The sequence below is a fragment of the Actinophytocola sp. genome (assembly GCF_036402745.1).
In the GTDB taxonomy this organism is placed as follows: domain Bacteria; phylum Actinomycetota; class Actinomycetes; order Mycobacteriales; family Pseudonocardiaceae; genus Actinophytocola.
Genome location: NZ_DASWSJ010000408.1, coordinates 36,249 through 48,770, shown reverse-complemented (window position 1 = coordinate 48,770; position 12,522 = coordinate 36,249). Strand labels below are relative to the sequence as shown.

Below are 12,522 nucleotides of genomic sequence, written 5' to 3'. Positions count from 1 at the left end.
ATTCTGAACTATGTAACGATGGCCGACAGCGCATTTCGGTCGGTTGAAGAAGGACGCCCGCTGACCGTCAGCATGCTGAGCGAACTGCAAGCCGTCCTAGTTCGCGGAACGCGAAGCGAGAACTCGTCTTCCGGCACCGTTCGAGACCATGTGGTTGTCGTGGGACAAAGAGAGGGCGCCAGTCCACGCGACCTTCCTATTCACTCGGCGCGCTTTGTCCCTCCGCCACCAGGCGCCGATCTTCGCGCCAACCTCCAGGACCTCCTCGACTGGATGAGTCGCAAGGGGGCCAACCGAGAGATCGACCCGGTAGTAGCTGCCGCACTCGCACACTATCAATTCGAAACTCTTCATCCGTTCAACGACGGAAATGGTCGAATTGGTCGCCTCTTGATTGTCGTGAACCTTCAACAGCAAGGAGTGCTCCTGGAGCCAACCTTGACGGTTTCACCTTGGTTTGAATCGCGGCGAAGTGACTACTACGACCGACTTCTTTCGGTTAGCACGAGCGGTGATTGGGACTCATACGTTCGCTTCTTCGCGAAAGGCCTGGAAGCGTCGGCTCAGACAACCCATGATCGTATGATCGCGCTGGTAAATGTCCAGTCATCCATGAAAGATACCGTGCGCGAATCCACACTCAGGGCCGACACTGCTCACGCGCTCGTTGATTTTGCGGTGGCAAATGTTTCTTTCACTGTTCGGCAAGTCGAGCGCGACCTGGCCGTATCGTATGGTCGAGCTAACGGACTAGTTAATCAGTTAGTACAGCTTGGAATACTTGAGTATCTCGAGGACAGCAGTGCCGGTGGGTCGAGGCGCTTCTTCGCACCGGCAGTGTATAAAGTCCTTGTAGGAGAACAGACCGGACTATGAGGTGCGGTAACCAAACCGGGCGATTCAGCGGCCCTTCGAGTTGTATTCCGTGGTCCGGGCGCGCTTTCTACGCAGGCCCCGCAGAGCACCTCAGTCGTTCGTCAGCACACCCACCGGCGACGCAGAATGACGACAAGCGACGAGGGTCGTTCGCACAGTTCAGCGCACAGGTCAGACTGTGCGCGGCCGTGGACCCCGCAGGTGGGCGCGACTTGATGATTCGTTCCGCTTCAACGTCTAGACCTCGCCCGGGAGGTGGCGTGACGAGCCTGGTGTCGTTCCTGTCCGCGGTGGTGCCCGCGGTCGTCACGTCGGTGCTGGGGCTTCCGTTCCCGATCGTCGTGCTGGCCACGGTCGTCGGTGGGGTGGTGGGCCTGCTGGTCGCCGGCTCGGCGCGGGTCGACGAGCGGCGCGACACCGACCGGGTCCAGGTGGCGGCCGTGACGCTCGCCGAGTGGGCGCACCGCAACGACGGCCGCTGCGAGACCGATCCCGACGCCCTGCTCGAGGACGGCTGGGAGCTGCCCACCACGTCGTGGTTCTACGGCTCGGTGCTCGCCGTCGGGCGCCGGGACGGCTTCGAGGTGGGCGTGACCTGCTTCCTCGAGGCCAACACGGAGGGCGCGACCACGCGCAACACCGGCCACCTCGTGCGCCTGCCCGAGCCCGTGCCGGAGCTCCGGCTCAGCCGCGGACAGCTGCGCCGGATCCGCCGCGGCTCGCCCCTGCGTGAGCCGATACCCGACGGGGTCCTCGAGCGGCTGGCCGCGGTGCCACCGGACACGGAGTCGCTGGACGTCGTCGACCAGGTGCTGTTCCTCGTCCGCCCCCGCTGGCCGGAGTTCAGCCGGCCGGACGAGTACGTCGACGCGGCGGTCGCCGTCGCGGCCGCCCTCGGGCGCGGCTAGCCCTTGTTCCTCAGCGGACGGCGCGGACCGGCTCCGTCGGGGTCGGGGCCATGCCGGCGGCGACGAGGGCCGCGGCCCGGATCGCCTCGTGCAGCTGCCAGATCGACTGCGGTGGCAGGTAGAAGCCCTCGCCGGGGGGCGGGAGAACGGCGACACGTCCTTCGGAGACGGTGACCACCAGACTCCGCTGCCGGTCCAGGCCATCGACCACGGGAACATCCCAGATCATCTGCGGCTCCATTGGCCACCTCCGAATTGCGCTGTGACGTTCGGAGGGTCGCCGGGAGGGCGGTCGGTGTTACGGGTCGCCGTCGAGCGTCACGCTGCGTCGACCCGCCACTCAGCGCAGGAGGGAGCGCGCGGTGGGTGTCAGGTGGAGCTGCTCGGGCGGCCGCGCGAGGTGCTTGGTGACCAGCGGCAGCAGGTCGTGGGTCCACCGGGTCGACCGGCCGAGCCCCCGGACGTGCTCGAGGTGCGCGTCCTGGTCGGCGAACGCGGCGACCCAGGCGAACACGTTCTCGCCCGCCCGGATCGGCAGCGCGGGGAAGTTGTTCTCCGCCGGGTCGGTGCGCAGGCACGCGAGCGGCGGGGCGCCGGTCTCGGCGAGCAGCGGCGCCACCTCGCCGAGGAAGAGGTCGGCGAACTCGTCGCCCGCCCGCGGCGGCAGGTGGTAGAGCGTCACGGTGACGAGCGAGGTCGCGTCCTGCGTCCGGCGCTCGGCCGGGACGTCGAAGCCGGACTCCGGGGTGGCCGGGCGCAGCAGCAGGACGTCGGCCGAGTCGATCATCGTGGCATTGGCCGCGTCGCGGTGTGCCTGCCACACCGGCCCGCCGTAGAACGCGCCGAGCGCGCCGGCCCGGCTGGCCAGGTCGGGGAACCCGCGCAACCACACGAAGCGGTCGTCGTCGTCGAGGTCCCGGAACTGCCCGTACACCCGCATGCCCACGGCCTCCTGCGGCTCGACGAGCTCGCGGTCGAAGAGGTCGATCAGCGTGTCTCGCCGGCCCGGATGCAGGGTGTACTGCCGGAGCTCGAGAACCTCGGTCATCGCGGCGCCGCTCCTTCTGCGATGGGAGAACTCGGGTGAGCGACACCCTATTGGGGGACACCGACAACAACGCGCGCGGAGGGCCGAACGGAGCAACCGGGTGCGCCGGACGAATCGCCGTGCTGTGCCGGTGGCGCCCGGGTGTTTGGATGACCGGGTGCCCGGACTGCTGCTCGGCCCCTTACTGAGACACGTCGACACCACGTCGGCGACGGTGTGGGTGGAGACGGACGCGCCGTGCGCGGTCGAGGTCGCGGGTACCGCCGCGCACACGTTCACCGTCGCCGGCCACCACTACGCGCTGGTCGTGATCACCGGGCTCGAGCCGGCCACGAGTACCCCGTACGAGGTTCACCTGGACGGTGACACGGTGTGGCCGCCGCCCGGCGGCGAGTACCCGCCGAGCCGGATCCGCACGTTCCCCGACGGCGGCGACCCCGCGTTCCGCATGGTGTTCGGCTCGTGCCGGATGCCGGACACCGACGACCCCGGGGAGCGGAAGGCGATGGGCACCGACGCCCTCGCCGCGTACGCCGTGCGCATGCACGACCAGGACGAGCGGGACTGGCCGGACTCGCTGATGCTGCTCGGCGACCAGATCTACGCCGACGAGCTCAGCAAGGCGACCCGCGAGTGGATCGCCGAGCGGCGCAGCCTCGACGAGCCGCCGGGCGCGGAGGTCGCGAACTTCGAGGAGTACACCCGGCTCTACCACGAGTCCTGGTCCACGCCGCTGGTCCGCTGGCTGATGTCGACCGTGCCGACGTCGATGATCTTCGACGACCACGACGTCCGGGACGACTGGAACACCTCGCAGGACTGGCGCGACGCGATCTCGGCGACGAGCTGGTGGCCCGAGCGCGAGCGCGGCGCCCTGGCCACGTACTGGATCTACCAGCACATCGGCAACCTCGCCCCGGCCGACCTCGCCGCGGACGAGATCTACGACAAGGTGCTCGCGACGGGACGCGACGGCGACGCGGCCGGCCTGCTGCGCGACTTCGCCGACCGGGCGGCGCAGGAGGTCAACGGGCGCAAGGGAACCCGGTGGAGCTACCGGCGCGACTTCGGCAACGTGCGGCTGCTGGTGATCGACACCCGGTCCGGCCGCATCCTCTCCGGCGGCGCCCGGTCCATGCTCGGCGACGGCGAGTTCGAGTGGATCGAGCAGCACGCCGACGGCGACTACGACCACCTGCTGATCGGCTCGTCGCTGCCGTGGCTGATGCCGCACGCGATCAACCACCTCCAGTCGATGAACGAGGTCGCGTGCCGGCGGCCGGGGTGGCGCGGCCGGCTCGCGGAGAAGCTGCGCCAGGCCGGCGACCTCGAGCACTGGCCGTCGTTCCGCGCGTCCTACGACCGGCTCAGCCGGCTGATCCTGCGCATCGCCAAGAGCGACGCGGCGACGGTGTGCGTGCTGTCCGGGGACGTGCACCACGTGTACGCCGCGCGGGCGTCGTTCCCGGAGCCGGTCAACGCGGCGGTGTTCCAGCTGACCTGCTCGCCGGTGCACAACAAGGTCGAGCAGGCGATGCGCCCGCTGTTCGTGATGGCCTGGTGGCGCCCGCTCGCGGCGGTGCTGCGCCTGCTGATGTTCCGCTCGCCGCGGATCGAGCCGCTGCCGGTGGAGTGGCGCAAGGTGTCCGGCCCGTACTTCGGCAACGCGGTCGCGACGCTGCGGACCGACGGCCGCAAGGCGGAGATGGTGGTGGAGCGAGCAGAGCCCGGCCCGCGCCTGGTCCCGCTGGCGACGGTGCCGCTGGCCCGCTGAGCCCCGGGCTGCCCTCCCGCCGGCCCCGGGCCAGAATGCTCACATGACTCAGCCGTACGGCTACCCGGCACCTGCGGGCCGGCTCGTGGTGGACAGCTCCTACGGGGCCGGCTCGTTCGTGCTGGCCCTCACCGGACCGAAGATCGAGATCAACGGCCAGCCGATCCGCGCGAAATGGGGCCAGTGGCCGGTCGACCTGCCGGCGGGCAACTACCACGTGCGGGTCAGCACGCGGTACCTCGGCGAGTTCGGCCCGGCCGAGCAGCCGGTCGCGGTGTACCCGGGCCAGCAGGTGGTCGTGTACTACCGAGCGCCGGCGACGGTGGGGATGGGCGGCTCGATCGGCTTCACCCCCCAGAAGACCCGCGGCCTGGGTGCCGTGGTGATCCTCTCCGTGCTCGCGTTCGTGCTCACCCTCGTGGTCGTGACCCTGGTCCTGGCCTGACCGGCGGTCACTCCGGCCCGGCGGCGATCGCGTCGACGGCGGCGTCGATCTCCTCGGCCAGCGTGACGTCGGCGGCGGTGATGCCGCCCTCGGAGTGGGTCGAGCAGCGGAAGGTCAGCGTCCGCCACCGGATGTCGATGTCCGGGTGGTGGTTCTCGCTCTCGGCGATCTCCGCCACCCGGTTCACCACCTGGATGGCCTGCGGGAAGCTCGCCAGCTCGACCGTGCGCACGAACGCACCCTCGTCCAGCCGCCAGTCGGTGAGGCGGCCGAGCGCCTTTCCCTTGTCTTCGTCACTGAGCAGTTCGGGCATACCCCCATGGTGGCCCCTGCCCGCCCGCGCCGCACCGGTAGGCTCTGCGTTCTCACGGGAGTCCGGTGCCGCCGGGCTGAGAGGAGGGCGCGCAGCCCTCGACCGTCGAACCTGATCCGGGTCATGCCGGCGCAGGGAGGAGGCTCGACATGCGCAAGCTCGCCAGCGTGCTGCTCACGGCCGCGGTGGCCGCGTCGCTCACCGGGTGCTCGCTGAGCAACGGCGGGGGCGGCGGGGCCAATGACAAGCGGGTGGTGCTCGTCACCCACGACTCCTTCGCCGCCCGTAAGGAGCTTCTCGACGACTTCAAGCGCCGCACCGGCATCACGATCGACGTCCGCAAGCTCGGCGACGCCGGCGCGCTGACCAACCAGCTGTTGCTCACCAAGGGCAACCCGGTCGGCGACCTCGCCTACGGGGTCGACACGACGTTCGCCTCCCGGGCGCTGAACGAGAACGTGTTCGCCGCGTACCGCGGCCCCGAGGCGGCCAAGGGCCCGCAGCGCTACGCCATCGACGACACGGGCCGGCTCACCGCGGTCGACGTCGGCGACGTGTGCGTCAACATCGACCCGGCCGCGCTCGCCGCGAAGGGCGTGCCGGAGCCCACGACCTACGCCGACCTCACCAAGCAGGCCTACCGGGACCTGCTGGTGGTCGAGAACCCGGCCACGTCCTCGCCCGGCCTGGCCTTCCTGCTCGGCACGATCGCCGCGCTCGGCGACGGCTGGCGCGAATACTGGATGGCGCTGAAGGGCAACGGGATGCAGGTGGTCAGCGGCTGGGAGGAGGCCTACACCCAGGCGTTCTCCGGCTCCTCCGGCAAGGGCCCGCGGCCGATCGTCGTGTCCTACGCCTCCTCCCCCTCCGCCGAGATCGGCGACGACGGCAAGCCCCGCACCAAGGCGATGCTCGACACCTGCTTCCGCCAGGTCGAGTACGCCGGCGTGCTGACCGGCGCCGCGCACCCCGACGACGCGAAGAAGGTGCTGGACTTCCTGCTGTCGGCGAAGTTCCAGGCCGAGGTGCCCGACCAGATGTACGTCTACCCGGCGCGGGAGGGCGTCGCGCTGCCCGAGACCTGGCAGCGGGCGGCGCCGCTGCCGGCCGAGGCGGGCTCGCTGCCGCCGGCCGAGGTGGCCAAGAACCGGGAGCGGTGGATCGACGAGTGGCGCGCGCTCGTTCAGGGCTAGCGCCTGGGCTGCTGCTGATCGCGCTGGTCCCGCTGGGGTTCCTCGCGGTCTTCTTCGTGTGGCCGGTGCTCGCGATCCTGCGGCTCGGCCTCGCCGAGGGCGGCGTGCTGTCCGTGCTGGCCCGGGCGGACACGTGGCAGCTGGTGGCGTTCACGGTCGGGCAGGCGGCCGCGTCGACCGCGCTGGCGCTCGTCGCCGGGCTGCCGGTGGCCTACCTGCTCGCGCGGACGTCGTTGCGCGGCCTGGGTTTCGTGCGGGTGGTGATCCTGGTGCCGTTCGTGCTGCCGACGGTGGTGGTCGGGCTCGCGTTCCGCACGCTGCTGCCCGACGGCGGGGTGCTCGCGATCGTGCTGGCCAACGCCTTCTTCAACGTCGCGGTCGTGGCCCGCACGGTCGCCGGGCTGTGGGCGCACCTCGACCGGCGGGCCGCCGACGCCGCGCGGTCGCTCGGCGCGGCACCGCTGCGGGCGTTCACGTCGGTGACGCTGCCCGCGCTGGCGCCGGCGATCGGCTCGGCCGCGGCGGTCGTGTTCCTCTTCTGCGCCACCAGTTTCGGCGTGGTGCTGATCCTCGGCGGCGCGCGGTTGCGGACCCTGGAGACGGAGATCTACCTGCGGACGGTCGAGCTGCTGGACCTCTCCGGGGCGGCCGCGCTGTCGCTGCTGCAGCTCGTCGCGGTGCTGGCGGCGCTGTCGGTCGGCGCGCTGGCCCGGCGCCGGCGCGAGACCGCGCTGCGGCTGCGGGGTCACGCGTCGGTGGCCCGCCGGCCCAGCGGCGGTCTGGAGTGGACGGTCGTCGGGCTGGCGGTGGCGGTCGTGGCCGCGCTGCTGGTGCCGGTGGTGGTGCTGGTCGCCCGGTCGCTCGACGGCGGGCTCGCGGGCTACCGGGCGCTGGCCGGCACCGGGTACGCGGGCTCGCTGCAGGTGTCCGGGGTCGAGGCGGCGCTGAACTCGGTGCGCGCGGCGACGGACGCGACGGTGCTGGCGGTGACGCTCGGGACGCTGGCGAGCGTGGTGCTGGTGTCGTTGTCGCGCAGCCGGGTCCGGCGCGGGCTCGTGGAGGCGATGGACACCGCGCTGATGCTGCCGCTGGGCGTGTCCGCGGTGACCGTGGGCTTCGGCTACCTGGTGACGCTGGACCTGCTGCCGGGCGACCTGCGGACGTCGGCGGTGCTGGTGCCGCTCGCGCAGGCGCTGGTGGTGACGCCGCTGGTGATCCGGATGCTGCTGCCGGTCCTGCGCTCGATCGACGTGCGGCTGCGCCAGGCGGCGGCCTCGCTGGGCGCGTCGCCGTGGCGGGTGTGGCGCGAGGTGGACGTGCCGCTGGCCGGCCGGTCGCTGCTCACCGCGTTCGCGTTCGGCTACGTGGTGGCGCTGGGCGAGTTCGGCGCGACGAGCTTCCTCGCCCGCCCGGACACCGCGACGCTGCCGGTGGCGATCGCGCGGCTGCTGTCGCGGCCGGGTGAGCTGAACAACCAGCTGGCCTACGCGGCGTGCACGCTGCTGATCCTGGTGACCGTGGCCGCGGTGGCGCTGGTGGAGTCGGTGCGCGTGCCCGGCCGCGCGGCGGTCGGGGAGTTCTGATGGCGCTCTCGGTGCACGACCTCACCGTCCGGTACGGCGACCTCGCCGCGGTGTCCGATGTGGACCTCACGGTCGCGGACGGCGAGGTCCTGGCCCTGCTGGGACCGTCCGGCTGCGGGAAGTCCACGCTGCTGCGCGCCGTCGCCGGGCTCGAGCCGGCGGCCGGGCGGGTGTGCTGGGACGGCGCCGACCTCGCCGGGGTGCCGGTGCACAGGCGCGAGTTCGGCCTCGTGTTCCAGGACGGGCAGCTGTTCCCGCACCGCGACGTCGCCGGGAACGTGGCGTTCGGGCTGCGGATGCGCCACCTCGGCCGCTCGCCGGAGCGCGTGGCCGAGCTGCTGGAGCTGGTCGGCCTGACGGGCTACGAGCACCGCAAGGTCACCGAGCTCTCCGGCGGCGAGCAGCAGCGCGTCGCCCTCGCGCGGGCCCTGGCGCCCCGGCCCCGCCTGTTGTTGCTGGACGAGCCCCTGTCGGCGCTGGACCGCGTGCTGCGCGAGCAGCTGGCCATGGACCTGGCGCGGGTGCTGCGCCTGGCCGGCAGCACGGCGCTGGTGGTGACCCACGACCACGACGAGGCGTTCACCCTCGCCGACCGGGTGGCTGTGATGCGGGCCGGCCGCATCCACCAGGTCGGCCCGCCCACCGAGGTCTGGCGCGAGCCCGTCGACGACGAGACCGCCCGGTTCCTGGGCTGCGGGCTCATCATCCCCGCGACCGTCCACAACGGACACGCCAGCTGCGAGCTGGGCGAGGTCGAGCTGCCCTGGGCGCCGGACGGCGCGGCCCGGCTGGGCCTGCGCCCCACCGCGCTGCGCCCGGCCGCGGAGGGCATCGAGGGCAAGGTGATCCAGCGCGTCCACCGCCGCGACCACGTCCGCCTGCAGGTGCGGCTGGCGAGCGGGCTGGTGGTGGACGCCGTGGCCGGCGTGCTCGACAGCCCGGACGACGAGCTCACCCTCGCGCTCGACCAGGACGGGATCGCGCTGATCAGCCGTCCCGGGTGACCATCCGGGCCAGGGCGAGCGAGTAGCCGATCACGATGTAGCAGGCCGCGCGCAGCACGCCCTGGGTGAGCGCGTCGGTGGGCATCGGGTCGCGGGCCACGTCGGCGAGCGACTCCCAGCCGTTGGTGATGAGCGCGGGGTGCAGCCAGTCGAGCGAGGAGATCGCGCCCAGCACGGTGAACACGATGATGCCGCCGAGCGTGGTGGCCAGCACCACGAGCGGATGGTCGGTGCAGGTCGAGATGGCGAGCGCGACCGCGGCGACACCCCACATCTGGATGGTGACGAGCACCGTCAGCAGCGCGATCCGGCCCAGCGACTGGCCGAACGGCAGCGACGAGCCGGACATCGTGAGCATGGTGTCGCCGCCGAGGATCGTCATCCCCGCGATGATCCCGACCACGGCCATCAGCGCGGCCGCCAGCAGGCACAGCGCCGCGACGCCGAACGCCTTGACCGCGAGCAGCCGGGCCCGGCCGACCGGGGCCAGCAGCAGGTTGCGCAACCCGCCCGTGGCCGCCTCGCCGGCGATCGTGTCGGCCGACCACATCGAGCCGAGCATCGGCAGCAGCATGGCCATCGACAGCAGCATCACGAACACCGGCAGGATGAGCCCGTTGTCCGCGACGATGGCCGCGATGCCCTGGAACGCCTGCTGGTTGGGGCCGCCGATGTCGGAGGTGGACGCCACCGAGATGCCGATCCCGGCGACCACCGGCACCAGGGCCACCAGCCCCAGCGCGATCATCGTCCGCGGCCGGCGGAGCATGAACCGCAGCTCGGCGCGCAACAGCCGGACGATCGGCGCCTTCGTCCTGGTGGCGGCCCGGGTGGCGGGCACGGCGAGCGCGGTCACCGCGGCACCTCCTCGTCGAGCAGCTCCCGGGTGTCCACATCGGACAGCCGGGCTTCGGTGGACTCGGCCTCGGTGAGCCTGGCGAACAGCTCCTCCAGGCCGGTGCGCTGCCGGCGCACCTCGTGCACGGCCACGTCGGCCCGCACCAGCGTGGCGACGACCTCGGGGGCCGTGGTGGCGGTGAGGTCGACGTGCACGCCGTCCGGGGTGACCCGGGCGGGCACCCGGTTGTCCCGCAACGCGTTGACCGCGACCGTGACGTCCGGGGTGGACACCAGCAGGCCGGAGTTGCCCGCGTCGAGCAGGTCGGCGAGCTCGCCCTGCGCCACCACGGATCCCTGGTGGAGCACGGCGACGTGGGTGCAGGTGGCCTCGACCTCGGCGAGCAGGTGTGAGGAGACCAGCACCGTGGTGCCGGCAGCGTGCAGGTCGGCGATGACCGCGCGGACCTCGCGGGTGCCGGCGGGGTCGAGCCCGTTGGTGGGCTCGTCGAGGACCACGAGCTTGCGGGGCAGCAGCAGCGCGGCGGCCAGGCCCAGGCGCTGCTTCATGCCGAGGGAGTAGCCGCGGTAGCGCCGGCCGGCCGCGGCGGCGAGCCCGACCCGCTCGAGCGCGTCGGCGACCGCGCGCGGGATGTCCGGCGTGGCCAGGTGCGGCTCGGCGGCCGCGCAGCGCAGGAGGTTCTCGCGGCCGGAGAGGAACGGGTGGAAGCCGGGGCTCTCGACGAGCGCGCCCACCTCGGGCAGCGCGTAGCCGAGGCCCGCCGGCAGCTGGTGGCCGAGCAGCTCGACCGACCCCGCGGTGGGCGTGACCAGGCCGAGCAGCATGCGGATGGTGGTGGTCTTGCCGGACCCGTTGGGCCCGAGCATGCCCAGCACCGATCCGACCGGGACATCGAGGTCCACGCGGTCGACCGCGACCGTCCGGCCGTAGACCTTGCGCAGGTTGCGGGTCCGGGCGGCCAGACGGGCGGGTGCCCCCGCGGTCGCTGCCGCGGGGGCCTCCTCCTGTCCGATAACCATGCCGGTCACGCTAGTCACTTACCGAGTGCCTCGGTGAGCACCTGCTGCGGCACGGCGCCGATCGCGACCCGGCCGTCCTCGGTGATCAGCGCGGTGCCGACCTTGGCGCTGATGACCCAGCCGGTGCCGAAGCTGCCGTGCACCTGCTTGCCGAACCTGCTGAGCAGCGCCAGCGGGTCGGCGTTGGCGTTGCCGTCGGACGGCGTGCTCAGCGCGCCGCTGGGCAGCTTGCCGGTGAGCACGGTGTCCCAGCCGGAGCCGGAGGTCTTGAGGTCCAGCTGGGAGAACAGCTGGTCCGGCGACTGGCCCTTGAGCTCGGTCTTCGCGTCGCGCTGGGTCACCTTCGCGCCGGCCGGCGGGGTGAACCGGAACAGGTTCGCGTCCTGCGGGCCGTCCTTGAACTCGGTGAAGCCGATCTTGAGCGCTGGGTCGGACTGGCCGTTGGCCAGCACCTCCAGCTGCAGCGGCACCCGCGTCGCGGAGTCGACCGACACCCGGATCTCGCGCAGCAGCGTGCGCTCGGAGGGCTTCGGCGCGAGCACGAGCTGGTAGACCGGCCGGCCGGCGACCCGCGCGGTGCCGTCGACGTCGACCGTGCTCTCGGCCCGCATGGCGTTGACGAGGTCACGCGCGGCGGTGGCCGGGTCGGCGAACTTGCCCTCGAGGGGGATGTTCTTCGCGTTGTCCGCGCCGTGCGGCATCTTCTGGACGGTCTTGTTCTGCGAGTCCCACACCCAGACGGTCGACCCGTCGTCGACGACGGTGGTCTCGCTGCCGCGGCTCGGCACGGAGATCCGGCCGCGCCCCTGGCCGTCGGTGTAGACCCGGATGCTGTCGCCGCCACCCATGGCCGACGGCAGACCGGGGACCGGAAGGCCGAGGTTGTTCTGCAGCTCGACCGAGCCACCCAGCGCCGGCACCTTGGTGGTGAGCACCGACTCGACCAGCGCGTCCGCACTGATCGACGGCAGCGCGGGCGGCGCCTCCCCCGCCCCGGCCGGCGACGCCAGCAGCACCAGGCCGGCGACACCCGCAGCGGTACCCACCGCCGCGAACGACAGCGCGGTCTTCTTGGAATTCATCACGCACCCCTTTTGTCAGCTCCATGACGTTCCCGTGACAGTGACATTGCCGTACCGCGACTGAGATGACGCTGAGAGTGAGTGCCGCACCCTGAGAGTCCGCTGAGAACCGGGACGCCCGCGAGCAAGCGCGCCGGAGCATTCGCCGTCTGGACCCGTGAGCGGGAGCGCCGGAGCGTTCGCCGTCTGGACGCGTGAGCGGGAGCGCCGGAGCGTTCGCAGTCTGGACGTAGGAGAAGCGCAGGCGCGCCAGCGCCGAGCATCGCACGGAGGAAGACGGCGAGTAGCGCAGGAGCGGAGCGAACCATTCAGCACCGTGAGCGAGAGCGCCGGAGCGTTCGCCGTCTGGACGTAGGAGAAGCGCAGGCGCGTCAGCGCCGAGCATCGCACGGAGGAAGACGGCGAGTAGCGGAGGAGC

At 71.9% G+C, this 12,522-nt stretch carries 13 protein-coding genes and 1 riboswitch; of the genes, 7 read left to right on the top strand and 6 right to left on the bottom strand.

Annotated elements, in window-relative coordinates; translation table 11 throughout:
* Positions 1–876: Fic family protein (locus VGD70_RS36010; protein WP_331089492.1), on the top strand; the 876-nt coding region annotated here is incomplete at its 5' end.
* A 260-nt stretch (positions 877–1,136) separates the two neighbouring features.
* The gene (locus tag VGD70_RS36005; protein ID WP_331089491.1) at positions 1,137–1,784 is read left to right on the top strand and encodes a hypothetical protein; all 648 of its coding nucleotides are present in this window, start codon (positions 1,137–1,139) and stop codon (positions 1,782–1,784) included.
* 10 nt (positions 1,785–1,794) lie between these two features.
* Here VGD70_RS36005 and VGD70_RS36000 read toward each other — a convergent pair whose 3' ends face one another.
* Complete coding sequence (locus VGD70_RS36000; RefSeq protein WP_331089489.1) at positions 1,795–2,013, bottom strand: hypothetical protein; 219 nt, start codon at positions 2,011–2,013, stop codon at positions 1,795–1,797.
* A gap of 111 nt (positions 2,014–2,124) precedes the next feature.
* Positions 2,125–2,832: an NIPSNAP family protein gene (locus tag VGD70_RS35995; RefSeq protein WP_331089487.1), complete on the bottom strand. Its 708-nt coding sequence runs from the start codon at positions 2,830–2,832 to the stop codon at positions 2,125–2,127.
* A gap of 157 nt (positions 2,833–2,989) precedes the next feature.
* Here VGD70_RS35995 and VGD70_RS35990 point away from each other — a divergent pair, with 157 nt between their 5' ends.
* Positions 2,990–4,606 carry an alkaline phosphatase D family protein gene (locus tag VGD70_RS35990; protein WP_331089485.1) on the top strand — a complete coding sequence of 539 codons (1,617 nt, stop codon included), beginning with the start codon at positions 2,990–2,992 and terminating at the stop codon, positions 4,604–4,606.
* Between the two features lie 43 nt (positions 4,607–4,649).
* A complete protein-coding gene (locus tag VGD70_RS35985; protein WP_331089483.1) occupies positions 4,650–5,051 on the top strand; it encodes a hypothetical protein in 402 nt (133 codons plus the stop codon).
* A gap of 7 nt (positions 5,052–5,058) precedes the next feature.
* On the opposite strand, the gene VGD70_RS35980 is transcribed toward VGD70_RS35985, so the two are convergent.
* Positions 5,059–5,364 carry a 4a-hydroxytetrahydrobiopterin dehydratase gene (locus tag VGD70_RS35980; RefSeq protein WP_331089481.1) on the bottom strand — a complete coding sequence of 102 codons (306 nt, stop codon included), beginning with the start codon at positions 5,362–5,364 and terminating at the stop codon, positions 5,059–5,061.
* Positions 5,365–5,408: 44 nt separating this feature from the next.
* A riboswitch (TPP riboswitch) is annotated at positions 5,409–5,520 on the top strand.
* Here VGD70_RS35980 and VGD70_RS35975 point away from each other — a divergent pair.
* The 3 genes from VGD70_RS35975 to VGD70_RS35965 all read left to right on the top strand — a co-directional run bounded on the left by VGD70_RS35975 (position 5,514) and on the right by VGD70_RS35965 (position 9,144).
* Positions 5,514–6,557, top strand: a complete 1,044-nt coding sequence (locus VGD70_RS35975; protein ID WP_331089479.1) for a thiamine ABC transporter substrate-binding protein — start codon at positions 5,514–5,516, stop codon at positions 6,555–6,557. It overlaps the preceding riboswitch by 7 nt.
* A complete protein-coding gene (locus tag VGD70_RS35970) occupies positions 6,533–8,140 on the top strand; it encodes an iron ABC transporter permease (RefSeq protein WP_331089477.1) in 1,608 nt (535 codons plus the stop codon). The genes VGD70_RS35975 and VGD70_RS35970 overlap by 25 nt, the downstream gene beginning before the upstream one ends.
* On the top strand, positions 8,140–9,144 hold the full coding sequence (locus VGD70_RS35965) for an ABC transporter ATP-binding protein (RefSeq protein WP_331089476.1): 1,005 nt from the start codon (positions 8,140–8,142) through the stop codon (positions 9,142–9,144). The genes VGD70_RS35970 and VGD70_RS35965 overlap by 1 nt, the downstream gene beginning before the upstream one ends.
* Here VGD70_RS35965 and VGD70_RS35960 read toward each other — a convergent pair.
* The 3 genes from VGD70_RS35960 to VGD70_RS35950 are packed head-to-tail and all read right to left on the bottom strand — an operon-like array spanning position 9,128 to position 12,104.
* The gene (locus VGD70_RS35960) at positions 9,128–10,000 is read right to left on the bottom strand and encodes an ABC transporter permease (RefSeq protein ID WP_331089474.1); all 873 of its coding nucleotides are present in this window, start codon (positions 9,998–10,000) and stop codon (positions 9,128–9,130) included. The two genes, VGD70_RS35965 and VGD70_RS35960, sit on opposite strands and share 17 nt — an antisense overlap.
* Positions 9,997–11,022, bottom strand: a complete 1,026-nt coding sequence (locus tag VGD70_RS35955; protein WP_331089472.1) for an ABC transporter ATP-binding protein — start codon at positions 11,020–11,022, stop codon at positions 9,997–9,999. Before VGD70_RS35955 ends, VGD70_RS35960 begins: the two co-directional genes overlap by 4 nt.
* Positions 11,023–11,036: 14 nt before the next feature.
* The gene (locus VGD70_RS35950; protein WP_331089470.1) at positions 11,037–12,104 is read right to left on the bottom strand and encodes an outer membrane lipoprotein carrier protein LolA; all 1,068 of its coding nucleotides are present in this window, start codon (positions 12,102–12,104) and stop codon (positions 11,037–11,039) included.
* Positions 12,105–12,522 lie beyond the last annotated feature (418 nt).

Bases quoted from the DNA above. Each gene is read 5' to 3' on its own strand.
- VGD70_RS35965 (WP_331089476.1), top strand. From the start codon at position 8,140: ATGGCGCTCTCGGTGCACGACCTCACCGTCCGGTACGGCGACCTCGCC.
- VGD70_RS35955 (WP_331089472.1), bottom strand. From the start codon at position 11,022: ATGGTTATCGGACAGGAGGAGGCCCCCGCGGCAGCGACCGCGGGGGCA.
- VGD70_RS35975 (WP_331089479.1), top strand. From the start codon at position 5,514: ATGCGCAAGCTCGCCAGCGTGCTGCTCACGGCCGCGGTGGCCGCGTCG.
- VGD70_RS36000 (WP_331089489.1), bottom strand. From the start codon at position 2,013: ATGATCTGGGATGTTCCCGTGGTCGATGGCCTGGACCGGCAGCGGAGT.
- VGD70_RS35980 (WP_331089481.1), bottom strand. From the start codon at position 5,364: ATGCCCGAACTGCTCAGTGACGAAGACAAGGGAAAGGCGCTCGGCCGC.
- VGD70_RS35950 (WP_331089470.1), bottom strand. From the start codon at position 12,104: ATGAATTCCAAGAAGACCGCGCTGTCGTTCGCGGCGGTGGGTACCGCT.
- VGD70_RS35985 (WP_331089483.1), top strand. From the start codon at position 4,650: ATGACTCAGCCGTACGGCTACCCGGCACCTGCGGGCCGGCTCGTGGTG.
- VGD70_RS35995 (WP_331089487.1), bottom strand. From the start codon at position 2,832: ATGACCGAGGTTCTCGAGCTCCGGCAGTACACCCTGCATCCGGGCCGG.